Source organism: Actinomadura sp. NPDC047616 (assembly GCF_040642915.1).
Classification (GTDB): Bacteria; Actinomycetota; Actinomycetes; order Streptosporangiales; family Streptosporangiaceae; genus Spirillospora; species Spirillospora miaoliensis.
This window is the reverse complement of record NZ_JBEYTB010000015.1, coordinates 65,645-92,545: the sequence shown is the minus strand read 5'-3', so window position 1 is coordinate 92,545 and position 26,901 is coordinate 65,645. Positions and strand designations below refer to the sequence as shown.

The window sequence follows — 26,901 nt, the reverse complement described above, 5'->3', positions numbered from 1 at the left end:
GGGAACGGTACCCGTCTGGTGATCGTCGAGTCGCCGGCGAAGGCGAAGACGATCGCCGGGTACCTGGGCCGTGGCTACGTCGTGGAGTCCAGTATCGGCCACATCCGGGACCTTCCCGGGAGCGCCTCCGAGGTGCCGCCGGAGTACAAGGACAAGCCGTGGGCCAAGCTCGGCGTGGACGTCGAGGGCGACTTCCGACCGCTGTACGTGGTCAACTCCGACAAGAAGCAGCAGGTCGCCAAGCTCAAGAAGCTCCTGAAGGAGGCCGACGAGCTCTTCCTCGCCACCGACGAGGACCGCGAGGGCGAGGCCATCGCCTGGCACCTGCAGGAGGTGCTCAAGCCCAAGGTGCCGGTGCACCGGATGGTCTTCAACGAGATCACCGCGGACGCCATCCGCCGCGCCGCCGCCAACCCGCGCAGCCTCGACCTGCGGCTGGTGGACGCGCAGGAGACCCGGCGCATCCTGGACCGGCTGTACGGCTACGAGGTCAGCCCGGTGCTGTGGGTGAAGGTCAAGCAGGGCCTGTCGGCCGGGCGGGTGCAGTCCGTGGCGACCCGGCTGGTGGTCGAGCGGGAGCGCGAGCGCATCGCGTTCGTCCCGGCCCACTACTGGGACATCACCGGCGAGTTCGACACCGGCAAGGACGACGAGCCGCGCAGATTCAAGGCCGGGATCGTCTCGGTGGACGGCAGGCGGGTGGCGCAGGGCCGTGACTTCGCCGCCGACGGCACCCTGAAGACCCGGGACGTGCTGCACCTGGACGAGGAGGCGGCGCGCGGCCTGGCCGAGCGGCTGGCGGGCCGTCCCTACGAGGTCAAGTCGGTCGAGCAGAAGCCGTACACGCGCAAGCCGTACCCGCCGTTCCGCACCACCACGCTGCAGCAGGAGGCCAGCCGCAAGCTGGGCTTCTCCGCCAAGTACACGATGTCGGTGGCGCAGAAGCTGTACGAGAACGGCTACATCACCTACATGCGGACCGACTCGATCACGCTGTCGGAGACCGCGATCACGGCGGCGCGGCGGCAGGCGGCCACGCTGTTCGGCAACCAGTACGTGCCCGACAAGCCGCGCGTCTACAGCAGCAAGGTCAAGAACGCGCAGGAGGCGCACGAGGCGATCCGGCCGGCGGGGGACGCGTTCCGCACCCCGGGCGAGACCGGCCTGACCGGCGACCAGTTCCGGCTGTACGAGCTGATCTGGAAGCGCACGATCGCGTCCCAGATGAAGGACGCGCAGGGCCAGTCGGTGTCGGTGCGGGTCACGGGCGTGTCCACGGCGGGCGAGACCGCCGAGTTCGGCGCGACCGGCAAGACGATCACGTTCCACGGGTTCCTGAAGGCGTACGTGGAGAGCGCCGACGACCCGACCACCGACCGCGACGACCAGGAGCGGCGGCTGCCGGCGCTGGAGCGGGGCGACGCGCTGTCGGCGCGTTCGGTCACCGCCGAGGGGCACTCGACGCGTCCGCCCGCCCGCTACACCGAGGCCAGCCTGGTCAAGGAGCTGGAGGAGCGGGAGATCGGGCGGCCGTCCACCTACGCCTCGATCCTCGGGACGATCCTGGACCGCGGCTACGTGTTCAAGAAGGGCACGGCGCTGGTGCCGTCGTTCCTGGCGTTCGCCGTGGTCAACCTGCTGGAGCGGCACTTCGGCAACCTGGTCGACTACGACTTCACCGCGCACATGGAGGACGGTCTCGACGAGATCGCCCGCGGTGAGGCCGAGCGGGTGCGCTGGCTGAGCCGCTTCTACAAGGGCGAGAACGGCGACGAGGGCCTCAAGGCGCTGGTGGAGCACATCGGCGACATCGACGCCAAGGGCATCAGCTCGTTCCCGATCAAGGGCAGCGACATCGTGGTGCGGGTCGGCCGGTACGGGCCGTACCTGGACCGCGACGGCGAGCGCGTCAACATCCCCGAGGACGTGGCGCCCGACGAGCTGACCGCCGAGAAGGCCGAGGAGCTGTTCGCCCAGCCCAGCAGCGACCGCGAGCTGGGGGTGGACCCGGAGACGGGGCACACGATCGTCGCCAAGAGCGGGCGGTACGGGCCGTACGTCACCGAGATCCTGCCGGAGGAGCCGGCCCCGGCCGAGGGCGAGAAGAAGAAGCGCACCAAGAAGTCCGACGCGCCCAAGCCGCGCACCGCGTCGCTGTTCCGGTCGATGAGCCTGGACTCGGTCACGCTGGAGGACGCGCTGCGGCTGCTGTCGCTGCCGCGCGTGGTGGGCGAGCTGGACGGTGAGACGGTCACCGCGCAGAACGGCCGGTACGGCCCGTACCTGCGCAAGGGCTCCGAGAGCCGGTCGCTCGGCTCGGAGGACGAGCTGTTCACCGTGACGCTGGAGCAGGCCAAGGAGCTGTTCGCCCAGCCCAAGCAGCGCGGCAGGGGCCGGGCCGCGGCGTCCGCCGAGCCGCTGCGCGAGCTGGGTGAGGACCCGGGCAGCGGCAAGAAGGTCGTGGTGAAGAAGGGCCGGTACGGCCCGTACGTCACCGACGGCGAGACCAACGCGAGCCTGCGGCAGGGCGACGACCCGCAGTCGATCACGATCCAGCGGGCGGCGGAGCTGCTGGCCGAGCGCCGCGAGAAGGTCGCGGCGTCCGGCGGGGCGAAGAAGAAGGCGGGCGGCGCCAAGAAGCCGGCGAAGACGACGACCAGGCGCCGCGCGTCCGCCAAGTCCGGCTCCTGAGCGTGGCGGGGCGGGCGCGCCCCGTGGTGTCCGCCGGCGTTCGGGGGAACGGTGCGGAAAGCGCCTTCGAATCGCTGCCGGGAGGTTCCCCCAACGTGATAGCGGCGCCGATACGCTGACCAACATGACCAGAACGGGCGCCCTTCCGCCGCATGCCGCCGAGCCCACCGGTGCGTGGTCGAGCAAGCCGTTCCGCCGGTTGTGGCTCGCCTTGTCGCTGTCCGGCCTCGGCCTGTGGCTGAGCGTTCCGGCGCTCGCCGCGTCGGCCGCCGCGCTGGCCGACGGCGGGCCCGCCGCCCGGGCCCGGCTGGCCGGGGCGGTCCTCGTCGTGATGGCGCTGCCCGCGGTGTTCCTCGCGCCGCTGGCGGGGACGGTCGCGGCGCGGCTGGACGCGCGGGTGCTGCTCACGGCGGCGGACGTGCTGCGGTTCGCGCTGGTGCTGTCGGTGCCGCTGGTCGGGGCCACGCCGTGGACGCTGGTCGCGGCGTTCCTGGTGGCGGTGCTGGCGCTGCCGTGGACGGCGGTGCCGGACGCGGCCGTCCCCGCGCTGGTCGACGACGAGCGGCAGGGGCAGGCGCGCCGGGCCGTGCTGCGCGCCGCCTACGGGTCGGCGCCGGTCGCGGCCGTGCTGTACGCGGTGCTGGCGCTGATCGCGCGCGCCGCCGACCTGGCCGACCTTCCGCTGTACGCGACCGCCGTGGTGTTCCTGGGCGCGGCGGCGTCCGTCGCCCTGCTGCGCGACCTGCGCGGGGGCGGGACGCCGGGCACCGCGCAGTGGCCGCCGCTGCTGCTGTTCCGCGGCGTCCCCGCGCCGCGCGGGCTGTTCCTGGCGGCCGCGGCTGCCGTGCTGACGGCCGCCGCGATCGTGGCCGTCGCCGTCGGGCACGCCCGCGAGATGGGCGGCGGCGACGCCGGGTTCGGCTCGGTCCTCATCGGCCTGACGGTCGGGCTGGCCGTCGGGATCTTCCTGGGGCCGCGCGTGCTGGGCCCGTTCAGCCGCAGCCGGCTGCTGGGCCTGGCGGTGGTGGCCGCCGCGCTGCTGCTGATCGTGGTGGCGCTGGTGCGGGACCTGGTGGTCGTGGTGTTCGTGACGTCGTTCATGAGCGTCGCCGCCGGGGTGGCGTGGTCCACCGCCACCGGCCTGGCCGAGGCGGCGGCGGACGCGTCGGCCGCCGCGCTGGCCCGGCTGCGGGCCGTGGCGCTGGTCACCGGGCTGGTGGCGGTCGCGGTGATCCCGCCGCTGGCCGGGGCGCTGGGCGACAACGCGATCGGGTCGTACGAGCTGGCCGGGACGGGCGCGGCCCTGCTGATCGCCGCCGTTCCCGCCCTGCTGGCCGGGCTGCTGGCCTACCGGCGGCTGGACGACCGGCGCGGCGTCCCGCTGCTGCCGGACCTGCTGGCCGCCCTGCGCGGCGAGGTCTACACGCCGCCGAGCCAGGTCGCCGAGCAGGCGGCCGTCCCGCGCGACCGCGGCGTGTTCGTCGCCTTCGAGGGCGGCGAGGGCGCGGGCAAGACCACCCAGGCCCGGCTGGCGGCGATCTGGCTGCGCGACCACGGCTACGACGTGGTCACCACGCACGAGCCGGGCGCCACCAAGATCGGCATGCGGCTGCGGGCGATGCTGCTGGACAAGCAGAACACCGGGCTGTCGGCGCGGGCCGAGGCGCTGCTGTACGCGGCCGACCGCGCCGACCACGTCGCCAACGTGATCCGGCCGGCGCTGGAGCGCGGCGCGATCGTGGTCAGCGACCGGTACGTCGACTCGTCCCTGGCCTACCAGGGGTACGGGCGCCGCCAGCCGGTGAACGAGATCGCCGGGGTCAACGCGTGGGCGACCGAGGGGCTGGTGCCGGACCTGACCGTCCTGCTGGAGGTGCCGCCGGACACGGGCCTGGGGCGGCTGGCGTCCCCGGCCGACCGCATGGAGTCCGAGCCGCGCGAGTTCCACGAGCGGGTGCGCGAGGGGTTCCGCGCGCTGGCCGACGCCGACCCCGACCGCTACCTGGTGGTGGACGCGAGCCTGCCGCAGAGCGAGATCAGCCGCATGGTGCAGGACCGCATCCGGGAGATCCTCCCCGACCCCGTTCCGGCGGGCACCGAGGACATCACCAGCACCTTCCCGGCGATCACCGACGTCTGACCTTCCGCGGGGCCGTAGCCTTGTCGGGCGAGGAGCAGGCGCCGCCGAGAGGGCGCCCCGGAGGCGAGCGGGGGAGCAGGGCGTGAGCGTGTGGGATGACCTGGTGGGGCAGGATCCGGTCGTCGCGCAGCTGCGGTCCGCCGTCGAGGCCACGATGGCGGGGCAGGCGGCGGGGGACGCGGGCGGCGGCGCGGGCAAGATGGCGCACGCCTGGCTGTTCACCGGGCCGCCGGGGTCGGGTCGTTCCGCCGCGGCGCGGGCGTTCGCCGCGGCTCTGCAGTGTTCGGAGACGCCGCGCGGCTGCGGGCACTGCGCGTCCTGCCACCAGGTGCTGCAGGGCACGCACGCCGACGTGGAGGTGGTGCGTCCGTCCGGGCTGTCGTACGGCGTGCGCGAGACGCGTGAGCTGGTGCTGCGCGCCTCGTCCTCGCCCAGCGGCGGACGCTGGCAGATCGTGCTGTTCGAGGACGCCGACCGGGCCACCGAGGCGGCCGCCAACGCCCTGCTGAAGGCGATCGAGGAGCCGCCGCCGCGGACGGTGTGGCTGCTGTGCTCGCCGTCCCCCGAGGACCTGGTGATGACGATCCGGTCGCGGTGCCGTCTGGTCACCCTGCGCACCCCGCCGGTCGCGGCCGTCGCCGACGTGCTGGTGCGGCGGGACGGCATCGACCCGGCGACGGCCGAGGCGGCGGCGCGGGCGGCCCAGGGGCACATCGAGCGGGCCCGGCGCCTGGCCACCGACGAGCAGGCCCGGCGGCGCCGGGAGCAGGTGCTGGCCGTGCCGCGCCGGCTGACGTCGGTGGCGCCCGCGGTGACGGCGGCCGAGGCGCTGGTCAAGGCGGCCGAGGAGGAGGCGAAGGCCACCACCGAGGAGCTGAACGAGAGCGAGACGGCGGCGCTGCGGCAGGCGCTGGGCGAGAGCGCCAAGGGGCGCATGCCGCGCGGCACCGCGGGGGCGCTCAAGGAGCTGGAGGACCGGCAGAAGTCCCGCGCCACCCGGGTCAAGCGCGACGCCCTCGACCGGGCGCTGCTGGACCTGGCGTACTACTACCGCGACGTGCTGGTCCTGCAGCTGGGCGCGGGCAGCGAGCTGGTCAACGCCGACATCGCCGCGGAGCTGCGCACGGCCGCGGCGGCGGGCACGCCCGAGGACACCGTCCGCCGCCTGGACGCGATCATGGAGTGCCGGGAGCGGCTGGACGCCAACGTCAACCCGCTGCTGGCCGTCGAGGCGCTCACCCTGGCCCTGCGTACCGGCTCCGGCTGACCGCCGTCCCCGGACGCGCCCGCGAGGGTGACCGATGGGGATTTCGGACATCAACGGGATAACAAGACATGTCCCGTTTCGTTACATATCCGTACCGGACTCTCAACAGCCGCACACGTAGCTTCTCCTGGCCATCTACTACCTACCGGGGCCAAGCACCCCATTCGCCAGGAGGTTGCCTTGCGGCGCGTCGTGATCACCGCCGCCTGTGCCGTCGTCACATCGACGGCACTCGCGCTGCCAGCGTCGGCGGTACCGGCCCAACCCGAGACCCAGGGGAATGCGTCGGAGTACGTCGTCCTCTACAAGGAGGGGGTCTCCCTCAGCAAGGCCCGCGCCGCCGTGGAGGCGGCCGGAGGCGCGATCGTCAGTGAGAACGCCGACGTCGGCGTGGCCACCGTCCGCACCACCAACGCCGGCTTCGCCGCCGCGGCCGCCCGGCAGGGCGCCCTGGACGGCACCGCCTCCAACCGCGTGATCGGCCACGCCCCGAAGGTGGGGAAGGTCACCAAGCAGTTCTCCGTGGAGAAGGAGGGCCGCGGCCAGACCACCGGCACGACCACCGTCAAGCCCAGTAAGAAGGGCGAGCCGCTGGCGGACCTGCAGTGGGACATGAAGCAGATCCGCGCCACGGCCGACGGCTCGTACAAGACCGAGCCGGGTGACCGGGGCGTGCTCGTCGGCGTCATCGACACCGGCATCGACGGGAGCCACCCCGACATCCGGGCGAACTTCAACCGGGCGCTCAGCCGCAACTTCACCGTCGACATCCCCACCGACGCCAACGGCGAGGAGGTCGACGGGCCGTGTGAGGACGAGCCGGACAAGTCCTGCAACGACCCGGCCGACGTGGACGAGAACGAGCACGGCACGCACGTGGCGTCCACCATCGCCTCGCCGCGCAACGGCCTGGGCATGGCGGGTGTCGCGCCGAACGTGCAGCTGGTCAACCTGCGCGCGGGCCAGGACTCGGGCTACTTCTTCCTGCAGCCGACGGTCGACGCGCTGACCTACGCGGGCAAGCACGGCATCGACGTGGTCAACATGAGCTACTACATCGACCCGTGGCTGTTCAACTGCGCGTCCAACCCGGCCGACTCGCCCGAGGACCAGGCCGAGCAGCGCACGATCATCAAGGCGGCCAACCGGGCGCTGAACTTCGCGCACAGGCACGGCGTCACGCTGGTCGCCGCCGCGGGCAACGAGGCGATCGACTACACCAAGACCAATGTCGACGCCACCAGCCCGGACTTTGCGTCCGAGCCCGGCGAGCAGCCCTACGAGCGGACGATCCCGGCGAGCTGCCTGTCGCTGCCGGGCGAGGGCGACCACGTCATCCCCGTCTCCTCGACCGGGATCAGCAAGCGCAAGGCGTACTACTCCAGCTACGGCGACGGCTACATCCAGGTGGCCGCGCCGGGCGGCGACAAGTACGACACCGCGGACGGCAAGCTCGACGACAAGGTGGGCATCTGGGCCGCCTACCCCGAGTCCATCGCCCGGGCGCGCGGTGAGCTCAACGCCGACGGCACGCCCAACACCCCGCGGGTTATCCGTGACTGCAAGGGCGGCACCTGCGCCTACTACCAGTCGATCCAGGGCACCTCGATGGCCTCGCCGCACGCGGCCGGCGTCGCGGCGCTGATCGTCAGCAAGTACGGCAAGCGGGACCGCGCCCACGGCGGCCTGACCATGGCGCCGGACGCCGTGCGGTCCGTCCTGACGGGCACCGCGACCAAGACCGCCTGCCCGGCGGGCGGGTCGTACACCTACACCCGGTACGTGAAGCAGGCCGACGGCTCGTTCCAGAAGGTCGTCGCCACGCACACGTGCGAGGGCACCAAGAGCCGCAACGGCTTCTACGGGTACGGCATCGTCGACGCCCAGAGCGCCGTCACGCGCTGACCCCGCCGATGTGAAGCGGCCCCCGGCGGGAAGTCCGCCGGGGGCCGCAGTGCTAGGCGCAGTGGGCCAGCCAGGGGCTGCTGTCGACGTGGCGTTTGGCGCCCTGGTAGTAGATGTCCCCGGCCGCGTGGACGCATCGTCCCGCCGCCTGCACCGTCACGGGCCCGGCGTAGGAGGCGTAGACGCCGTCCTCGGCCTTCGGAGACCCGGCGACGGGGGTGCACGTGCTGCCGCGCCGTTCACGGCACGCGGCGAGCCAGACGGCCGTGCGCAGCCGCACACCGCGGGTCGGGCCGAGGTGGTTCATGCGCGCGCAGTTGGTCTTGTTGGCGGCGTTCCAGTACAGCACCAGCTCGCCGATCGTGGTGTTGGCGTGGCGCAGCGGCCACCGGTGGACGAGGCGGCCGGTACAGCTCGCGGCGATCCGGGCGGCGGCCGGTGCCGCCACGGCGTGGGCGCGGCCGGCGGTCGCGGTCGTCGCGGTGGACGCGCCGGACGGCTGGGCGAGGCCCAGGCCCAGCGTCGCGACGATCGTCAGGCCGAGCGTCATCTTGGTCTTCTGCATGGTTACCTCCCGTGACAGACCCTGCCCGTCACTATGAGTCTCTGTCCAGCTACAAAGAGTAAGGTCTGCGAGGCGGCGGCACCGGGCTGCCGGGGCGAGCGCGTGGAATGGGAGGCCGGGACGGTCGGGCAGGATGGGGGCATGTCCTACCGCGTCACGTTCGTCTGCACGGGGAACATCTGCCGCTCGCCCATGGCCGAGTGGGTGTTCCGGCACCACGTCGAGGAGGAGGGGCTCGACGTCGAGGTCGACAGCTCGGGCACCGGCCCGTGGCATGCGGGCGACGACGCCGACCCCCGCACGGTGCGCGCGCTGCGGCGGGCCGGGTACCGGTCGGCGCACATCGCCCGGCAGTTCGAGCCCGAGTGGTTCGAGCAGTACGACCTGATCCTCGCGCTGGACCAGGGACACCTGCGGGACCTGCGGGCCATGGCCCCCGACGACGCGGCCCGCGGGCGGATCCGGTTGCTGCGCGAGTTCGATCCCGACGCCGGGGACGACCTGGACGTGCCCGACCCCTACTACGGCGGGCACGACGACTTCGAGCACGTGCTGAAGCTCGTCGAGGCCGCGATGCCCGGGCTGCTGGACCACGTGCGCGCCGAGACGTCCCTCGCCCGGGAGGCGTGACCGTGGCGGCACGCCCCGAGCACGTCGCCGGCCTGCTCGGCACGCGCGTCGAGCGCGTCACCGACCTCGGCGGCAGCCACTCGTGGACGCTGCACCGGGCGTCGCTGGCCGACGGCCGCGAGGTGTTCGTCAAGGCCGCGGCCGCCGACGGCGGGTTCTTCGCGGCCGAGGCGGCGGGGCTGCGCTGGCTGGCCGAGGCGGGCCCGCACGCGCCCGTGCCGGAGGTGCTGGCCGCCGACGAGCACACGCTCGTCCTGCCGTGGCTGCCGGCCGAGCCGCCCACGCCGCGGGCCGCCGAACGTTTCGGACGCGACCTGGCCGCCCTGCACACCGCGTCCGCGCCGGAGGCGTACGGGGCGCCCTGGGACGGCTACATCGCCGACCTGCCGCTGGACAACACCCTCGACGGCGGCGGCTGGCCGCGCTGGTACGCCGGGCGGCGCCTGGCGCCGTTCCTGCGCCGGGCCCGGCCGCATCTGTCGGCGTCCGACGTGCGGCTCGTGGAGCGGGTCATCGACCGCGTCGAGGAACTGGCCGGGCCGCCGGAGCCGCCGAGCCGCATCCACGGCGACCTGTGGTCCGGCAACGTGCTGTGGACGGGCGGCCGCGCCATGCTGATCGACCCGGCCGCGCACGGCGGCCACCGCGAGACCGACCTGGCCATGCTCGCGCTGTTCGGCGCTCCGCACCTGGAGCGCGTCCTGGCGTCCTACGACGAGGCGGCGCCGCTCGCCGACGGCTGGCGCCGGCGGATCCCACTGCACCAGCTGCACCCGCTGCTCGTCCACGTCGCCCTGTTCGGCGCCTCCTACCGGGCACGGACGATCGAAGCCGCCACCGCCGCGTTGGCCGCGGCGTCCTGACCAGCACGGCGGGTCGTGCCTCCGACGCGGGTGATCACTGTGCGCGGTGGAAAGGCTTACGCTGCTGGGCGGTGCGGGGCTGCCGCGGCGAGACGCGGGGAGGCGTGTCCCGGCGGAACGTGCTTGGCGGCATGGCCGACATGCCGGACTCGTTAGCGTCCGCCGACTAACTCCGCAATCATGGCATTCCGTGTGTGGCAGATGAGATAGAAACGACGGGTCCGTTAACCCAAGGGAACGCGGAGAGGTGGCTGGGCTTCCCCGATGGACGGCAAGCACAAGCAGGCGGGCGCCGGACCCCGGGTGCGCGGCGTCTGGCGGAGCATGGTGCCGGTCGGTGTCGCCACGACGATCGCCCTCGGAATCGCGGGCTTCGTCGACCTGGTGCACGCACACCAGAGCTCGGACGACGACCAGCACGCCGCCAAACCGGCGGCCGAGCGCCAGCGCACCGAGCCGCGTCGCTTCGTGGGGGTGCAGCGCGACGGCGCCGCCCTGGTGGTGCGGGACGTGCGCACCGGCGGCGCGGTCGGGGTGCCCGTGGCGGCGCCGGCCGGACGGCGGTTCCAGCGGGTCGCGTCGAGCGGCGACGGCAAGTACGTCGTCGCGTCGTACGCCTCCCGCAGGGTCACCTTCCAGCGGCTCGACCTGGACAAGGAAGGCCGTCCCGAGCGGCTCGCGGACATCCCGCGCGCGGCCGTGCCCGGGGTGTCGGCCGCGTGGTCGGAGATGGCGGTGCACCCGGAGGGCGACCGCATCGCCTACGTCACCTACCGGGGTATGACGCCCCAGGTGCAGGTCGTGTCCACCAAGACGGGGCAGCGCAAGATGTGGCGGACGGCGTCACCCGCGCGCGTCGCCAGCCTGTCGTGGGCGGGCGACACCCTGAACTTCCTGTGGACCCCGGTGCGCGCGGGCGCCACGAAGACCTCCACGCAGATGCGCGCGTTGGACACCCGGGGCCAAGCCGGGGACCTGCGCGCCAGCACTCCCGTGCTGAAGCTGCCCGCCGGTACGGGGGCCGCGCTGAGCAGCCGCGACGGCCGCACGGTCGTGGCGGGCCTCGCCGCCCGCGGGCAGTTGTCGCTGCAGACGTACACGGTGCAGACCAGGCAGCCCGGCAAGGTGCTGTGGAAGCAGAGCGCGACGTCCCGCCTCCTGCGGATCGTCCGCGACCACACCGGCAAGCACCTGCTGGCCTTCGGCGCCGACGGACGGCTCTACGCCGACGGCGCACGGCCCTTGCAGGCGGCCGACCTCATCGACGTCGCCTGGTGACGCGGTCGCCCGGTCACGTGGTCGGCACGTGACGCGGTCGGCACGGTGACCGCACGGTAGTCCCGCCAACCCGTCCATACCGGTGGAAGTCCGGACCACGTAGGGTTGGTGCCACGGAACCGGGCGAACGGAGCACAGACCGTGGGCATGGTGATGGCCGTCAGCTTCACCCGTTACGGACGGCTCTATTACCTCGACCCCGGCCCGCACTCCCCCAAGGTCGGCGACAAGGTGCTCGTCCCGACCGACGCGGGCCCGGAGGTCGCCGAGTGCGTGTGGGCGCCGCAGTGGGTGTCGGAGGACATCGAGGGGCTGCCGGTGTGCGCCGGCCCCGCCACCGACGAGCACCTGGCCCGCGACGAGGCCAACCGCCGCCGCCGCGCCGAGGGACGCTCGATCGCCAAGCGGCTGATCCGCAAGCACGGGCTGCCGATGAAGGTCATCGGCGTCGACTACCTGGACGCCGACAACGTCTTCAAGATCTACTTCTCGGCGCCGCACCGGGTGGACTTCCGCGCCCTGGTGCGCGACCTGGCCCGCAACATCCGCGCCCGGGTCGAGCTGCGGCAGGTCGGGCCCCGCGACGAGGCCCGCCTGCAAGGCGGCATCGGGCCGTGCGGCCGCGACCTGTGCTGCGCCACGTTCCTCAAGGACTTCGAGCCGGTGTCGGTCCGCATGGCCAAGGAGCAGGACCTGCCCGTCAACCCGCTGCGCATCGCGGGGGCGTGCGGGCGCCTGATGTGCTGCCTGAAGTACGAGCACCCGCTGTACGTGCAGGCTCACCAGCGGATGCCCCGGCTGGGCGAACGCGTCGAGACGCCCGAGGGCCCCGGCCAGGTGGTGGGACGCAACGTGCCGTCCGACACCGTGACCGTCCGCCTCAACGGCGGCGGCCGCTGCTCGTGCCCGTCCGCCTCCGTCTGCTCCCCGCGCCGCCAGCACGACGCCGCCTACGGCAACACCTCGTACGGCGACGCGTCCGCGGACTGACGACGCCGCGCCACGCGACACCGGGATCGCGCCGAGGAGATCCGCCCGGCCCGCACGGCCCTCCGCTCAGGAGAGCCGCCGCCTGACGTCTCCGTAGCGATCGATGTGGATCCCGGGGTTGCTCCAGTGGACGCGGAGCGCGCAGGGTCGTCCGTCGAGCCTGCGCAGCGTGATCCGTACCGGTCCGATGGCGGGGCTGTCGCCGCCGAACCCGGCCACGGGCGCGGAACGCGACGTCCCGTCCCTCAGGACGAAGGGTCGCAGCCGTAGATCCCCGACGGTCAACAGCACCTGAACCGAGGTCCCGGAACAGCCGTCGGCTTTGAGTATCCCGTTCAGGGCGTCGACGCGCAGGCCCGAGTACCTGTCCATGGAGGGCGCGTCGAAGACCGTGTCCATGGTCGACGCGGCTTGCAGCGTCCAGGTGTGCGTGGTGTCGCGGACCACACATCCCCCTGTCCCTTGGGGGTCGTAGGGGTCGCAGCGGATGAAGCTGGCGGGCTGGTGGCCGGAGCGATAGCTGAGCTCCTGCTGGGAGGCGACACTGTCGGCGAACAGGAACAGGAAGGCGATCACCATCATCATCAGGCCGAGCAGCACGCCCATCGTCTTGACGGGCTGGATCCACCGCCGCCACCACGGCGCCTCCTCGGCCACCGCCTGCTGCGGTTCGTCCTCCGCGACGTCGGGCGACCATGCCGTGCCGCTGAGCTGTTCGAGCAGGCGCACGTTGCGGAACTGGTACGCCGGTCCGGCCGGGCGCAGCACACCGAGCCGGTGGCCCTCCTCCAGGAAGTCCGCCAGCCGCCACGGGCGCGGCAGCCTGCGGGTCAGCCAGAACCACACATGCGACACCACGTACGACACCCAGCTCGAACCGAGCAGGACCGCCGAGCCGAAGCCCAGCCCCAGGATGACGCCGTACCGCCAGGCGACGCCCGGGGCCACCCCCACTTCGGCGTTCAGCCACAACGCCGCGAGCAGCATCGTCGAGCCGGCGCCGACGGCACTCACCAGCGCGGTCGCCAACGCCTGCCGCCGCAGCGTGGACGTCAGGTCGCCGTGGTCCTCGTCGCGCTCCTGGCGGTCGTTCATCCGCAGGAAGAACACGAGGACGGCGGACGCGATCCCGGTGACCGAAAACGTCACCAGCGCGGCCGTGACGCCGAAGAACAGGTACCAGAACCAGCCGCAGAGGGTGCCGTACACCAGGGCGAACAGCGGAACCGTGAACGGGGAGATCACCTGCCGCCACGTGAAGTCGACCGTGTTCTGGTCGCGCATCCTGCGGGCCATGAACTCCAGCCATCGCCTGACCTGACGGGGCCGGTGGCGCCGCCGGGAGGATTCGGCGTACACCGTGCTGACGTAGTTCTCCAGCAGGTGGCTCTCGATGGCCTCCTGGTTCTCGTACCGCAGCAGGTCCGCGGGGTCCTTGTCGCTCGGCCGGTAGGCCGTGCGCGCCAGGTACAGCATCAGGGGGCTGGCCAGCGCTTCGGCCAAGGGGGAGTCCGGCTCGGCCTGGAGATGGTCGAAGACCGGTTCCCAACGGTCCTGCGATGTGGCGGACTCCCGCAGGAAGGCCACCGCGGTCGTGGGTTTGACCTCTTCCAGCCGCACCACTTCCGCCCGGGTGAGGTACTGGCCGCTGGCCGCCACGGCGCGTTCGTAATCGCCGGCGCGGCACGTCACCATCAGCGGCACGGTGTCCGGGACGGCCTTGTCGATGGCCTCTATGGCAGGCGCGTGCAGGGCCCTGGGAAGTTCGTCCAAACCGTCCAGGATCGGTATGACCCGCCCCCGCTCGACCAGTCTGGCCGCGGTCTCGCGGTCGTAGTCGGTCGCCAGTTCAGGGCAGATCGCCAGGATGCGCTTGGCCATCCAGGTGTGGAGGTCGAGCCGGGGCCGCCAGGACGACAACGGCAACAACACCGGGACAGGCTCTCCCGGCTTCCGGGAGCGCGCCATGTCGCGCGCCACGAGCAGAGCCAGGACGCTCTTGCCCGCGCCCCGCCTGCCCAGCACCACGAGCTGCCGCCGCGGCAGTTCGCGGATCAACGCGGAGATCTGGGTGACGTCACCGTCGCGCAGCGTCTGCCGCCCCGCCGTTCCGCGGAGTTCCGCGCCGGGGCGTTCGGTGCGGGACCACCGTATGCCGATCGGGTGGGGACGGTTGAGCTCCTGACACCCCACCTCGTTCTCCAGATCGGCCAGGACCTTCTCCGCGAGCAGGCCGGCGGCGGAGTCCAGTTCGTTCTCCGGCCCGACCCGCACGATCTGCCGGACGTTGCCGCCCGCGCTCACACCGCGGATCGACTGGTCGATCCGGATCGGCCGCCGCCTACGCGCCATCGCCCTGCGACTGCTCCAGATCCCTGCCCACATGGGAGTCGGTCACCGACTGCTCACCCGTGCCCGGCAGCCGCTGCCGCACGTTGCCGTCGACCGTGGTCCGGTGGACGCGCTGCCTGGCCGGGGAACCGTTCAGGCGCCACATCCACACCTGCAGACAGCCCCCGGCCACCACCAGCCCGGCCGTCGCCAACCACGCGACGCCCCAGTTCCGGGTGATCAGTCCCGTGGCCAGGTTCACCCCGGCGGCCACCGCCACGCCCGCGGCCCCCACCGCCCAATGCTTGACAGCCGAACTCATAGACGCTCCTCGCGACAGGCAGGCCCGCGCTCCACAGTGCCAGAGGGCCCTGCGGTAGGCGAGTCGGCCTTTGCCGGGGCGTCAGAACGTTCTCCGGCTAGGCGGCGACGGGGGCGGCGGCCGGGGCGGGCTCGGGACGCCGCGGACGGCGGGGACCGGGGAAGGCGTACCGGACGATCTTCTTCCAGGTGCTCGCGACCTGCCGGGGCAGCGGCCCGGTGTGGTACGGCAGGCCGTAGCGCGCGCACAGGTCCCGCACCCGCGGGGCGATCTCGGCGTACCGGTTGCTGGGCAGGTCGGGGAACAGGTGGTGCTCGATCTGGTGGCTGAGGTTGCCGGTCATCAGGTGCAGCAGCCGGCCGCCGGAGATGTTGGCCGAGCCGACCAGCTGGCGCACGTACCACTCGCCTTTGGTCTCGCCGTCCAGCCGGTCCTCGGTGAACACCTCGACGTCGCCCGGGAAGTGACCGCAGAAGATCACCATGTGCGCCCAGACGTTGCGGACCGCGTTGGCGGTGAAGTTCGCGGCCAGCGTGGACAGGAACTGCGGGCCCGACAGCAGCGGGAAGGCCAGATAGTCCTTGGTCCACTGGCGGCGGATCTTGCGCTTGATCGCCGCCAGCTTGGCGCGGGTCTGCTCCGGGTCGTCGGTGCCCGTCAGCACCTTGTCGATCTCCAGGTCGTGCACCGCCACGCCGTACTCGAAGAACATCGCCAGCAGCACGTTGACCAGCGGCTGCGCCAGGTACATCGGATGCCACGGCTGCTCGGGCGCCACCCGCAGGATGCCGTAGCCGACGTCCTTGTCCCTGCCCAGGATGTTGGTGAACGTGTGGTGGACGACGTTGTGCGAGTGCTTCCACTGCTCGGCGGGGGAGACGTTGTCCCACTCCCACGTCATCGAGTGGATCTTGGGATCGCGCATCCAGTCCCACTGGCCGTGCATGACGTTGTGCCCGATCTCCATGTTCTCCAGGATCTTGGCCAGCGTGAGCGCGGCCGTCCCGGCGACCCACGCGGGCGGCAGCGAGGAGGCCAGCAGCAGCGCCCGCCCGCCGATCTCCAGCGCGCGCTGCGTGCGGATCACCCGGTGGATGTAGGCGGCGTCGCGGTCGCCCAGGTCGGCGGTGATCTCCGCGCGCAACGCGTCCAGCTCGCGGGCGATCGCCGCGTGGTCGTCCGCGGTGAGATGGGCGGTGGTGGCGGTCATGGCGTTCTCCTCCGAGCGGTTCACAGATCGATCTCCACGGGGCCCGCGGCCGCCGAGACGCACGTCTGGACCGGGTGGCCCTCCTCGTCGTGCACCTCGCCGGTGCGCAGGTCGCGCACGCTGCCCGAACGCAGCAGGCCGACGCAGCCGCGGCAGATGCCCATCCGGCAGCCGCTGGGCAGCGGCGCCCCGGCGTCCTCGCCGACGATCAGCAGTGGGGTGTCGCCGTCGGCGTCGGCCTCGACGCCGCTGACGGCGAACCGCACCCGGCCTCCGCCGCCTCCGCCGCTCGACGCGGCGAACGTCGCCTGGAAGCGTTCGACGCGCAGCCGCTCGGCGACCCCGGCCGCCCGCCAGTACGCGGCCAGGTCGTCGAGCATGCCGGACGGTCCGCACGCCCAGGCGTCGCGTTCGGCCCAGTCGGGGCACAGCGCCTTCAGGTCCGGGTCGGGGACGAGCCGGCCGTCCACGGCGGTGTGCCGCTCGTACAGCCGCAGGCCCGGGAGACGGGCGGCCAGCTCGCGCAGCTCGGCCCCGAAGATCACCTCGTCGGCGGTACGCGCCGAATGCAGCAGCACCGTGTCCGGCATGGCGTCCCGTGCGGCCAGGTCGCGCAGCATCGCCATGACGGGGGTGATCCCGCTGCCAGCGGTGACGAACAGCAGCCGGGGCGGCACCGGGTCCGGCAGCACGAAGTCGCCCTCGGTGGGCGACAGCCGGACCAGCGCGCCCACCGGAATCTCATGGACCAGGTACCGGGAGACGCGCCCGTGCGGTGCCGCCTTCACCGTGACGGCGAGGCGCCCGTCCGGGCGGGGCGGCGACGACAGCGAGAACGTCCGCCAGTGCCGGACGCCGCCGATGTCCACGCCGAGCCTGATCCACTGGCCGGGCCGGTGCGGCCGCGCGGACCGGCGGCCGGGCCGGATCACCAGCGTGGCCGCGTCCGGCGCCTCGTGCCGCACCCGCTCCACGCGGCCGCGCGGCTCGTCCGCCGACCACAGCGGATTGACCAGCGCGAGGTAGTCGTCGGGCAGCAGCGGCGTGGTCAGCGAGCGCGCGGCGTCGGCCAGGCGTCCCCGCAGCCGGGACGGCGCGGGGATCGCCGGGCGGGAACGCGGGCGACGTTGGGACGGCGCGAATGAACGGGGCATGGACCTCTCCGGCTACGGGCCTCACACCATCGCACGATCCCTTGCCGGAACGGTGTAATGCCCGGTGACAAAAAGGCGCCGTAATTCCCGTCCCCGCCTGCGAAAATGCGTCAGAACTTCGTCTTCGGCCGCTCCTGCCGGACGCCGTCGACGAACACGTCGACCTTCTCGTCGTAGAAGCAGACGAGCCCGGCGATCTTCTGGCTCTCCGGCAGCGGGTGGCGGTACGACCAGACCAGGTCCTCGTGCACCTGACCGCCGGTGCGCACCGACCAGTACTCGGCCTCCCCCTTGTACGGGCAGCCGGTGACGGTGTCGGACGGTTCGAGCAGGTCCATGCGCACGTGCGTCTTCGGCAGGTAGTAGCGGACGGGCAGCCCCGTCTCGAACAGCAGGTGCGGGCTGCCCGACTCGGCCACGGTCACCCCGTCCACCTCGATGCGCACGTGCCGCGAGCTGGCCAGCACGTCGATCCGGTGGTACGGGTCGCGCGGGTGGACGAAGACCTGCTCGTCCTCCTCGAACCAGGCGTCCATCGCGTCCCAGTCGAGCCGTACCAGGTCGCGCAGCTCCTCGATGGGCGACTGCTCGTAACGCAGCGCCGCCCCCGGGGCCTGCGCCCCGTCGGCCTTCACGGTGAACGCCGTCGCGTCCCCCCTGCTCGGCGAGCGCCTGCCGGGACCGTCGGGCACCAGCTCCGCCCGGACGTCCTCCAACGGGATGTAGTAGGTCGGGTAGTAGGGGCTCTCCCAGACGAGCGTCGGCCTCACGGTGTCGGCCACGACCTGCCCCCCGAGGTAGGCCCTGACCCGCTTGGCCGACTGCTCGACTCGGATGCGGCTTTTGCTGCTGCTCATGTATCGCGGCAACAGGCGCCGTCCTACCGCTATTTCCGAGCGGCGGGCCTTTCAGAAACATCCTTTACCTGCGGAGCGCCCGTCCTACGCGGAATGGCCGCGACCGGCACCAGCGCCACGGCCGCGATGGCCGGCGCCCACCACAGACTGTGCGTGAACGCGTCGGTGAGCAGCGCGGGCGCGTCCGGCAGACGGGACGCCTGGGCGGCGACCTCCTCCAGGTTTCCGCTCGCCCCGGGGATCTCGTCCCGCATGGACATCTGCAGGATCACCGTCAGCGCGGCCATGCCGAACGCGCTGCCGACACGGACCAGGATGTTCGCGGCCGTCGTCGCCGCCGGGACGGACGCCCGCGGCAGCCCCTGGTAGGCCGCCGCCATCAGCGCCGGCGCGACGGCGCCGTGCCCCACGCCGACCACCAGCACCGCGGCCATGATCAGCGGCTCGCCCGTGCCCGGCTCGACCATGGTCAGGCCCAGCATCCCGCCCAGCGCCACGAGCATCCCGCCCGCCGCCGGCCACCGGGCGCCGTACCGGTCGGCCAGCCGTCCCGCGACCGGCATCGTGACCATCGCGCCCAGCCCGAACGGGGCCAGCAGCAGCCCGGCCCGCACCGGCGTCTCCTGCCGCACCACCTGCGCGAACAGCGGGATCAGCACCGTCAGCCCGAACGCCGCGCCGCTGTAGAGGAACAGCGCGCCGGTGGCCGTGGTGAACGAGCGGGCGCGCAGCGGCCGCAGGTCGACCAGCGCGCCGTCGCCCTTGCGCAGGGCGTGCACGGCGAACGCGGCGACCAGCACGGCGCCGCCCCCGGCACCGGCCAGCGCCCGGGTCGGGCTCGTCCCGTCGCCGGCCTCCGACAGCCCGTACACCAGCAGCGCCAGGCCGGGCGACAGCAGGGCCAGCCCCAGCACGTCCAGCCGGGCGCCCGCGTCACGCTCGGTGTCGCGGGGCAGCATGCGCAGCGCCGCCACCAGCGCGACCGCGCAGAACGGGATGTTGACGTAGAACATCCAGCGCCACGACAGGTGGCCGACGATCAGTCCGCCCACCACCGGACCGAGCACGGGCGCGAGCATCGCGGGCACCGACACGATGGCCATCACCCGTGCCATGCGGTCCGGCCCGGCCGCCCGCGCGAGCATCATCTGCCCGACCGGCATCAGCATCCCGCCGCCGACGCCCTGCACCACCCGGAAGACGATGAGCGCGGGCACCGACCAGGCCAGCCCGCACAGCAGCGACCCGCCGATGAACAACACCAGCGACACCAGCCACATGGTGCGCTGGCCGAACCGGCGCACCGCCCATCCGGTCAGGGGGATCGCCATGGACAGCGCCAGCGTGTACCCGGTGAGCACCCACTGGACGGTCGACAGCGAGGCGTCGAAGTCGGTGCCCAGGGTGGTGACGGCGACGTTGACGATCGTGGTGTCCAGCACCGTCATGATCGCCCCGAGCAGCACGACGATCGCCAGCCGCCGCAACCGCGCGTCGATGGTGGTCATGCAGAGCAGTCCTCTCTCCGTACGGTGTATCGGTGAGAACGATACGCCGTACGGACAGAGTTGTACACCGTATCGGTCGGCCGGTACGGCGTACCGGTAGGATCGGGACGTGCCCGGAACCGCCAGAGACCGCAGCTCGCCCCCCGAACCCGTCTGGGCGCGGCAGCGCGGCGGACGCCGCCCCCGGCTGACCCGGGAGGCGATCGTGGCCGCCGCGATCGAGATCGCCGACGCCGAGGGCCTGGACGCGGTGTCCATCCGCCGCGTCGCCGCCGCGCTCGGCGTGCGCCCGATGAGCCTCTACACGCACATCGAGCGCAAGGAGGACCTGTTCGACCTCATGTTCGACGAGGTCAACCGGGAACTGATCATCGAGGGCGAGCTGCCGTCCGGCTGGCGGGAGGCGATCACCGTGATCGCCCGGCGCGAGCACGAGGTCATCCTGCGCCACACCTGGGTGATCGACCTGATGGCCCGCCGTCCCCGCGTCGGCCCCAACGGGCTGCGCCACGGCGAGCAGAACCTGAGCGCCCTGTCCGGCCTGGACGTCGACACCGCCACCGCCGCCCGCATCGTCGCGGCCGTCGACCACTACATGACCGGCTACGTCGTCCGCGAACGGATGCTGCGCGATCACCAGCCCGTCCACCTCGGCGAGCCCTACGTCCAGCAGATGATCGCCGAAGGCGACTTCCCGCACCTGCGCCGCGCCATGCGCGAGGGCGTCCCCCAGCAGGAGTCCTTCGAGGAGGGGCTGCGCTGGCTGCTGGACGGCATCGAACGCGCCCTCGGCGACGCCTGACCCCCGTGTCGTCTGGTTCGGCGCACCTCGCTCGGCTTCTGCCGTGGCCGCGCCGGGCCGGATGCCGCCCCAACCGGCGCCGCCTGGGCGAAGCTCGCCGTCCGACCACGTAGCGTGGGTGGCGCACGCCGGGCCGCGACGACGAGACGGGGGACCCAGTGAGGCTCATCGCCACCGCCATCGTGCTCACCCTGGCCATGGTGGCCGGATGCGACGCCCAACGGGGGCAGACGTCCCAGCAGAGCCCGCCCGCCGGCGCCGCCGCGGGCACGGACACCTACTACCAGCAGCGGCTCAAGTGGTCCGGCTGCGGCGACGGCTTCCAGTGCGCCACCGCCGAGGTCCCCCTCGACTACGCCAAGCCCGGCGGCGACCGGCTGCGGATCTCCCTCACCCGGCTGCCCGCCGAGGACGGCTCCCGGCGCGTCGGATCGCTGTTCACCAACCCCGGCGGCCCCGGCGGCTCGGGCGTCCAGTTCGTCCGCCAGGCCGCCCGCACCTTCGGCTCCGACGTGCGCAAGCGCTTCGACATCATCGGCTTCGACCCCCGTGGCGTCGGCTCCAGCTCCCCGCTCCGCTGCATGACGGGCCCGCAACTGGACGCCTTCTACGCCGCCGACACCTCCCCCGACGACCAGAAAGAGGTCGACGCCCTCGCGTCCGAGGGTCGCAAGTACGCCGACAACTGCCGCGCCAAGGCCGCCAAGCTCCTGCCGTACGTCGGCACCACCAACGCCGCCCGCGACATGGACGTCCTGCGCGCCGCGGTAGGCGACGACAAGCTCACCTACTACGGCGCCTCCTACGGCACGTACCTCGGCGCGTCCTACGCCGAACAGTTCCCCGGCAAGGTCCGCGCCCTCGTCCTGGACGGCGCCGTCGACCCGAAGCTCTCGTCCACCGAAACCCTCGTCGAACAGGCCAAGGGCTTCGAAACCGCCCTGCGCGCGTTCGCCGCCGACTGCGCCAAGCGCCCCGACTGCCCCCTCGGCACCGACCCCGACGCCGCCCTGGACCGGCTCACCGACCTGCAGAAGCGAGCCGACGCCCGCCCCCTGACCAACACCCGCGACTCCCGCCAGGTCACCGAGTCCTGGGCGGCCATGGGCGTGGCGACCGCCCTGTACGCCAAGGAGTACTGGCCCATCCTGCGCCGGGCCCTCACCCAGGCCATCCAGAAGAACGACGGCACCCTGCTGATCACGCTCGCCGACCAGATGGTCGAACGCGAACAGAACGGCACCTACAGCAACCAGACCGACGCCAACATGGCCGTCAACTGCGTCGACAAGCCCAACCCGCCCGACCTGTCCGCCTACCGCAAGTCGGTGGACGAGGCCGAGAAGGTCGCCCCCCGCTTCGGCCAGTTCGTCGTCTGGGGCGGCCTGCCCTGCGTCTACTGGCCCGCCCAGACCAAGCAGCAACCCCAGCCCCTCACCGCCAAGGGCGCCGCTCCCATCCTGGTCATCGGCACCCTCCGCGACCCCGCCACCCCCTACTCCTGGGCCCGGAACCTCGCCGGCGAACTCTCCTCCGGCGTCCTGCTGACCCTCGACGGCGACGGGCACACCGCCTACCTCCAGGGCAACCCGTGTATAACCGCCGCAACGGACCGCTACCTCCTCACCGGCCAACCTCCCAAGGACGGCACCGTCTGCCGCTGAAAACCGATGCACGCATCGCCCCCAGGAACCGGTAGACTCCGGTACGGCACGCCGCCTTAGCTCAGTCGGCAGAGCGGCTCACTCGTAATGAGCAGGTCGTCGGTTCGATTCCGACAGGCGGCTCGCGTGTTGACCAGGGCGTTCACCTTGATCGGGTGAACGCCCTGAGTCGTTCCGGTGGCAGTTCTCGTTGCAGTTGCCATGATCAGGACCCCCAGAGCGCCCGGCCGATGCGCTGCATCCCGTCCTCAGTCATGGGGCTGGCGACGTGGGTGTACCGCTGCGTCACACGGATGTCGGAGTGCCCGAGGATCTCCTGAACGGTGCGGACGTGTACGCCCTGTTCGATCAGCAGCGTGCCCGCCGTGTGCCGGCCGTCGTGTACGCGGGCATCCCGCACCCCGGCCGCGGCGAGAAGCGCCTTCCAGTCGTCCCAGTCGCGCCGCGGGTCGATCGGCTGCCCGTTCGGCTGGGCGAAGACGAGATCGTGGTCCTCCCAGACGTTCGCCGCGGCGAGGCGCTCGGCCTTCTGCCGGGTGCGGTGCGCCTTGAGGATCGGAACGAGCTCTGGCGGGAGCGGGATCGTCCGCTTGCTCTTGCCCTTCGGCGGCCGGAACACCAGCCCGCCGCCGACCCGCTTCGGGCACGTCGAGGCGTGCCGCTGGCAGTCCTTTGGGCACAGCCGCGGCGCGGTCGGCGGGATGCAGGTGTGTGGCCGGCCGGACTTGCGCTTGGCCTTCGGGCAGTTCTTCGGGCACGGCCGCCGGTGCTTGTCCTCGGTACACGCCGCGATGTCGCCGCACCCGTGCCGCCACGGCAACCGGCCGAGCTGCCACCACACCCGGATCACTCCGCGGTCAAGGTCAACGTACTTCCAGCGCAGGCCGAGCGCCTCGCCCTGGCGGAGGCCGAGCGCCAGGGCGACGGACCAGCGGGCGCCGTTGCGGCGGCCGTCCGCCGCGGCGAGGATGCGCCGTGCCTCTTCCTGCGTGAGCGGTTCGATCTCGGTGTCGCCGGCCGAGGGTGCGTCGAGCAACTTCGCGACGTTCCGGCTGACCTTCTCCCGGCGAACCGCGATGTCCAGCGCCCGGGACAGCACGCGGTGGACCTTGAGCACGTGACTGTCGGCCTTCCCGGCCTCGTACATCCGGGCGTACAGGCGATCGATGTGCTCGGGCTGCAGCCGGTCAAGCCGGTGCTTGCCGAGGTACGGAATGATCCAGTTCCGCGTCTCCGACCAGTAGCCGCGCAGCGTGTTGGGCTGTAGCTTGCGGGCCGCGATGTCGTCCAAGTAGGTCCGCATCCACTCTTCGACGGTCGGCGGCCGTCCGGGCCTGTCGACCTTCCCGGCGTCACGCTTGGCCTCCAGCTCGCGAACCTTGTTGGTCACGGCCGTCTCGGTCTTGCCGGTGCGGTGCCGGCGGTCGGGGGAGCCGTCTTCCTTGACGCCCATCGTGACCCAGCCATGCCACAGGCCATCGGCCTCGCTGTAGTAGATCGACGATCGCCCGTTCGGCTTGCGGCTGCCGCCCGTGCGTTCGGTCATTGACTCTCGCTCCCTGCTTCGTCCCTCTCGAAGAATCGAGAGCGAAGCTCAGCAGGATCGGTGTCCAGGTTGACGCGAAGCCGAGAGAGTCGAGCCCATGCGACCTCCATCTCGGCGACCGCCCTAGCGGCTCTCCATCGGGCGACATCCGCCTGCTTCTCCGCTTCGCGCAACTGCTCCTCTGGGGGGAGCGCTGGGCGCAGCATCTCGTCGACCGTCCGGTCGAACACCCTTGCGATGGCAACGGCCTCGTCGAGACGAATGCCGCGGGTGCCCTTCTCGAGCCGCGTTATCGACGTCGGGTCGATCTTCACGCCCTTGAGCCTCAGCGCGGTCGATAGCTGCGTCTGAGACATGCCGAGCTTCTCTCGGACTTCCCGCGCTCGCTGGGCGAAAACGATCTCTGGTCGCGCCTTCTCGTCATCCTGCACGAATCTCAGCGTACTGAGTTGACAGCAGGCGTCAACGGTGAGCATGCTCATGGTGCTGAGGATTTCTCAGCATCCTGAGGTAGATGCAGGAGTCTGTCGTGAGTGACGAGTTGGAGCGCGCCCTGATCCCGTGGTGGCCGGATGCAGGTAAGGCCCTGGGGGGTCTCGGCCGTACGAAGACCTACCAGCTGATCAAGTCCGGAGAGCTGCCCTCGGTGACGATCGGTCGTCGCCGCTTCGTGGCGGTCCATGACCTTCGGGCGTACGTCGAGCGGCTGCGCACCGAGCGCGGGGGCGCCGCGTGATGCCCCCCAACGAGATGGAGGCCCGGCCCCCGGGCGAGGGGGTGGGCCTCCCGAAAGACGCACACGGCAGCGACGTCACGACCAGCATACGGCGCTACCCCGCCGACGACTTGAGGGCGCTCGTTGCGCGGGCCGCCGCCCTCATCGCACAGATCACCGACCAGGTCGAACGCGAAACCGCGATCGACCGGCAGGCGTTCGCCGAGGGCTACCGTATCGGCTTCGCCGCCGGGCGCGAGGTCGGCTACGGCCAGGCCGAGGCCGACATGCAACGCGCCTGGTCCGCCGTGGCGGCCACGATCCGCCGCGAGGCGAACCAGCCGAAGTTCCAGGAGTTGGAGGCGCGCCGCTACCCCGACCGCACTCCCGCGCAGCTCACCGTCATGCGCGGTCGGGACCGGTACCCACTGCCGGACCGGCAGTGCCACACCTGCGGCGGTCGCGTCTGCGGTTGCGGAGGCGCCGCGTGACCGACTTCCTCGACGGTGTCATCGAAGCCCCCGACAAGTGCCCGACATGCGGCGAGGTCGCACCCACCTACTGCCAGTGCGAGACACCGCCGCCGCCGGATGAGCCGCCACCGGAGGCCAGCGGAGGCAAGGGCAAGGGACCGTCTCAGGCGGCCGTCCTGGTGAAGATCGCCCGGGACCGGTTCGACCTGTTCATGTCCGACGACGGGCGCCCGTACGCGGTCGCCAAGGACGGCCCGAACATCGCCCGGCCGCTGCGAGGCAAGGCCGGGTTGCGGGCGCTGCTGGCCAAGATCTACGCCGATGAGCAGGGCGGCGCGGTGCCTGCACAGTCCGCGCTGACCGACGCGATGACCGTGCTGGAGGGCGTCGCGCAGACGGCCGAGCCGCGCACTCCGCATCTCCGGGTCGCGCGCGACGGTGAGCGCGTCGTTGTAGACCTGGGCACCACGGACGGCCGGTGCGTCGTCGTCGGCCCGGACGGGTGGGAGCGGTGCCCGCGGTCCCCGGTGCTGTTCCGCCGGTCCGGCGCAATGAAGTCGCTTCCCGACCCCGTGCGCGACGGTGACGGGCTGGCCCGGCTTAGCGAGCTGCTCAACGTTGACACCGACAGCTTCCGGCTGCTGGTGGCGTGGCTGGCCGCGGCGTTCATTCCCGACCTGCCGCACCCCATCCTGGCGTTCCGCGGCGAGCAGGGCACCGGCAAGTCCAAGTCCGCGCAGATGGTCATCGGGATCATCGATCCGTCCGGCGCCCCCAAGCGCACCGCGCCCCGTGACGTGAAGTCGTGGGCCACGCAGGCGTTCAACTCCTGGGGCCTGTGCCTGGACAACGTGTCGTACATCCCGGACTGGCTGTCGGACGCGCTGTGCCGGGCGGTGACCGGGGACGGCATCGTAGACCGGGCCCTGTACACCGATGATGACGTCGTGGTGCTGGAGTTCCGCCGGGTGCTGGCGCTCACCACGATCGATGCCGGGGCGCTGGCCGGCGACCTGGCCGAGCGGCTGCTGACGATCGAACTGTCGCTGATCAAGGACACCGAGCGGCGGGAAGAGGCCGAACTCGACCGTGCGTTCGCCGACGCGCACGCCGCCATTCTGGCGTCCCTGTTCGACCTGCTCGCCCAGGTGCTCAAGGCGTTGCCGGACGTCACGCTGACCGAGCGTCCCCGCATGGCCGACTTCGCCCGCGTCCTGGCCGCTGTCGACCACATCACCGGTTGGGAGACGTTGAAGCACTACAAGGACGGCGCCCGCAACGCCGTCGCCGACGTCCTGGAGGGCGAGCCGTTCGCCCAGGCCGTGGTCAAGCTGGTCGACCAGGCCGGGGAGGACGGGGTGACGGCGACCGCTCAGCAGATCCTCGAACTGGTCGACACGCCTGACCGGCTGCCCAAGAAGTGGCCCAAGGACGCCACGCGCGCGGGCGGCCAGCTCAAGCGCCTCGCTCCGGCGCTGCGCACCATCGGCGTGGAGGTCACCGAGTCGCGGAACAAGCACGGCCGGTTCTGGACCCTCACCGCGACCGACGAACGCCGGAAGAGGCAGAGGGAGGGTCACGAGATAGAAGGTGCGAACGACCGTCACCAGCGTCACCCGGAGGGGTCTACAGCCGGGATGACCAGCGAAAACAGGGGTGACGCTAGCAGCGTCACCGCAGCGTCACCCCTCCCCGGACTGGGCGGCCCTGGTGACGCTGGTGACGCTACGGGTGACGCTGAGACCTCCGTAGCGTCACCCGACCGGACACCCTCTGACCAGGCACAACAGGTCCCCGGTGACGCTGGTGACGGTGGTGACGCTAAAACGCGCCCACTCTCGCAGGACGCCACACCTGCACTCGGCGCGATCGGGGAGTGCGCCGGTTGCGGCGGGCCGATGCGAATCATCACGCCCGGCCAGACCTGCCACCCCAACGACAACTGCGAACGCCAGGCGCGCGACAGGGGGGCGGCATGAGCCCAAGGGAG

Annotated in this window: 22 protein-coding genes and 1 tRNA gene; 14 read left to right on the top strand and 9 right to left on the bottom strand. The window is 72.1% G+C overall.

Annotation, left to right across the window (positions count from 1 at the left end):
• The first annotated feature begins 18 nt into the window (after positions 1-18).
• From topA to ABZ801_RS30710, 4 genes are all read left to right on the top strand, one after another.
• Positions 19-2,691, top strand: coding sequence for a type I DNA topoisomerase (gene topA / locus ABZ801_RS30725; RefSeq protein ID WP_360704394.1), 2,673 nt, complete (start codon positions 19-21; stop codon positions 2,689-2,691).
• Positions 2,692-2,815: 124 nt separating this feature from the next.
• Positions 2,816-4,831 (top strand): dTMP kinase, encoded by a 2,016-nt coding sequence (gene tmk / locus ABZ801_RS30720; protein WP_360704391.1) that lies wholly within the window; start codon positions 2,816-2,818, stop codon positions 4,829-4,831.
• Between the two features lie 82 nt (positions 4,832-4,913).
• Entirely contained in the window at positions 4,914-6,098 is a 1,185-nt protein-coding gene (locus tag ABZ801_RS30715) for a DNA polymerase III subunit delta' (RefSeq protein WP_360704388.1), read from the top strand.
• A gap of 180 nt (positions 6,099-6,278) precedes the next feature.
• Positions 6,279-8,003: a S8 family serine peptidase gene (locus ABZ801_RS30710; protein ID WP_360704385.1), complete on the top strand. Its 1,725-nt coding sequence runs from the start codon at positions 6,279-6,281 to the stop codon at positions 8,001-8,003.
• Positions 8,004-8,055: 52 nt separating this feature from the next.
• On the opposite strand, the gene ABZ801_RS30705 is transcribed toward ABZ801_RS30710, so the two are convergent.
• Complete coding sequence (locus tag ABZ801_RS30705; RefSeq protein ID WP_360704382.1) at positions 8,056-8,568, bottom strand: hypothetical protein; 513 nt, start codon at positions 8,566-8,568, stop codon at positions 8,056-8,058.
• Between the two features lie 141 nt (positions 8,569-8,709).
• On the opposite strand from ABZ801_RS30705, the gene ABZ801_RS30700 reads away from it, so the two are divergent.
• The 4 genes from ABZ801_RS30700 to ricT all read left to right on the top strand — a co-directional run bounded on the left by ABZ801_RS30700 (position 8,710) and on the right by ricT (position 12,329).
• Complete coding sequence (locus ABZ801_RS30700) at positions 8,710-9,198, top strand: low molecular weight protein-tyrosine-phosphatase (protein WP_360704379.1); 489 nt, start codon at positions 8,710-8,712, stop codon at positions 9,196-9,198.
• A complete protein-coding gene (locus ABZ801_RS30695; protein ID WP_360704376.1) occupies positions 9,195-10,061 on the top strand; it encodes a fructosamine kinase family protein in 867 nt (288 codons plus the stop codon). The genes ABZ801_RS30700 and ABZ801_RS30695 overlap by 4 nt, the downstream gene beginning before the upstream one ends.
• A gap of 264 nt (positions 10,062-10,325) precedes the next feature.
• The gene (locus ABZ801_RS30690) at positions 10,326-11,339 is read left to right on the top strand and encodes a hypothetical protein (RefSeq protein ID WP_360704373.1); all 1,014 of its coding nucleotides are present in this window, start codon (positions 10,326-10,328) and stop codon (positions 11,337-11,339) included.
• Between the two features lie 147 nt (positions 11,340-11,486).
• Positions 11,487-12,329 (top strand): regulatory iron-sulfur-containing complex subunit RicT, encoded by an 843-nt coding sequence (gene ricT / locus ABZ801_RS30685; protein WP_360704725.1) that lies wholly within the window; start codon positions 11,487-11,489, stop codon positions 12,327-12,329.
• A gap of 66 nt (positions 12,330-12,395) precedes the next feature.
• Here the strand turns inward: ricT and ABZ801_RS30680 are convergent, their stop codons facing one another.
• From ABZ801_RS30680 to ABZ801_RS30655, 6 genes are all read right to left on the bottom strand, one after another.
• A complete protein-coding gene (locus tag ABZ801_RS30680) occupies positions 12,396-14,681 on the bottom strand; it encodes an NACHT domain-containing protein (protein WP_360704370.1) in 2,286 nt (761 codons plus the stop codon).
• Positions 14,671-14,982, bottom strand: a complete 312-nt coding sequence (locus tag ABZ801_RS30675) for a hypothetical protein (protein ID WP_360704367.1) — start codon at positions 14,980-14,982, stop codon at positions 14,671-14,673. Before ABZ801_RS30675 ends, ABZ801_RS30680 begins: the two co-directional genes overlap by 11 nt.
• 97 nt (positions 14,983-15,079) lie before the next feature.
• Positions 15,080-16,192 (bottom strand): acyl-CoA desaturase, encoded by a 1,113-nt coding sequence (locus tag ABZ801_RS30670; protein WP_360704364.1) that lies wholly within the window; start codon positions 16,190-16,192, stop codon positions 15,080-15,082.
• Between the two features lie 20 nt (positions 16,193-16,212).
• Positions 16,213-17,346 carry a ferredoxin reductase gene (locus ABZ801_RS30665; protein WP_360704361.1) on the bottom strand — a complete coding sequence of 378 codons (1,134 nt, stop codon included), beginning with the start codon at positions 17,344-17,346 and terminating at the stop codon, positions 16,213-16,215.
• A gap of 110 nt (positions 17,347-17,456) precedes the next feature.
• A complete protein-coding gene (locus ABZ801_RS30660) occupies positions 17,457-18,203 on the bottom strand; it encodes a DUF427 domain-containing protein (protein ID WP_360704358.1) in 747 nt (248 codons plus the stop codon).
• A 29-nt stretch (positions 18,204-18,232) separates the two neighbouring features.
• Positions 18,233-19,711 (bottom strand): DHA2 family efflux MFS transporter permease subunit, encoded by a 1,479-nt coding sequence (locus ABZ801_RS30655; protein WP_344949274.1) that lies wholly within the window; start codon positions 19,709-19,711, stop codon positions 18,233-18,235.
• Between the two features lie 109 nt (positions 19,712-19,820).
• Between ABZ801_RS30655 and ABZ801_RS30650 the strand changes: the two genes are divergently transcribed.
• The 3 genes from ABZ801_RS30650 to ABZ801_RS30640 all read left to right on the top strand — a co-directional run bounded on the left by ABZ801_RS30650 (position 19,821) and on the right by ABZ801_RS30640 (position 22,300).
• The gene (locus tag ABZ801_RS30650; RefSeq protein WP_360704354.1) at positions 19,821-20,513 is read left to right on the top strand and encodes a TetR/AcrR family transcriptional regulator C-terminal domain-containing protein; all 693 of its coding nucleotides are present in this window, start codon (positions 19,821-19,823) and stop codon (positions 20,511-20,513) included.
• A gap of 158 nt (positions 20,514-20,671) precedes the next feature.
• Positions 20,672-22,177 (top strand): alpha/beta hydrolase, encoded by a 1,506-nt coding sequence (locus ABZ801_RS30645; RefSeq protein WP_360704351.1) that lies wholly within the window; start codon positions 20,672-20,674, stop codon positions 22,175-22,177.
• A gap of 50 nt (positions 22,178-22,227) precedes the next feature.
• Positions 22,228-22,300, top strand: a tRNA-Thr gene (locus tag ABZ801_RS30640).
• Positions 22,301-22,382: 82 nt separating this feature from the next.
• Here the strand turns inward: ABZ801_RS30640 and ABZ801_RS30635 are convergent.
• Positions 22,383-23,723 carry a tyrosine-type recombinase/integrase gene (locus ABZ801_RS30635; RefSeq protein ID WP_360704349.1) on the bottom strand — a complete coding sequence of 447 codons (1,341 nt, stop codon included), beginning with the start codon at positions 23,721-23,723 and terminating at the stop codon, positions 22,383-22,385.
• Positions 23,720-24,205, bottom strand: coding sequence for a helix-turn-helix transcriptional regulator (locus tag ABZ801_RS30630; RefSeq protein WP_360704347.1), 486 nt, complete (start codon positions 24,203-24,205; stop codon positions 23,720-23,722). Before ABZ801_RS30630 ends, ABZ801_RS30635 begins: the two co-directional genes overlap by 4 nt.
• A 47-nt stretch (positions 24,206-24,252) precedes the next feature.
• Between ABZ801_RS30630 and ABZ801_RS30625 the strand changes: the two genes are divergently transcribed.
• The 3 genes from ABZ801_RS30625 (at position 24,253) to ABZ801_RS30615 (ending at position 26,890) form a co-directional block, all read left to right on the top strand.
• Complete coding sequence (locus tag ABZ801_RS30625; protein WP_360704344.1) at positions 24,253-24,459, top strand: helix-turn-helix domain-containing protein; 207 nt, start codon at positions 24,253-24,255, stop codon at positions 24,457-24,459.
• Positions 24,460-24,569: 110 nt separating this feature from the next.
• Positions 24,570-24,929 (top strand): hypothetical protein, encoded by a 360-nt coding sequence (locus ABZ801_RS30620; protein WP_360704342.1) that lies wholly within the window; start codon positions 24,570-24,572, stop codon positions 24,927-24,929.
• Complete coding sequence (locus tag ABZ801_RS30615; RefSeq protein WP_360704339.1) at positions 24,926-26,890, top strand: ATP-binding protein; 1,965 nt, start codon at positions 24,926-24,928, stop codon at positions 26,888-26,890. The genes ABZ801_RS30620 and ABZ801_RS30615 overlap by 4 nt, the downstream gene beginning before the upstream one ends.
• The last annotated feature ends 11 nt before the right edge of the window (positions 26,891-26,901 follow it).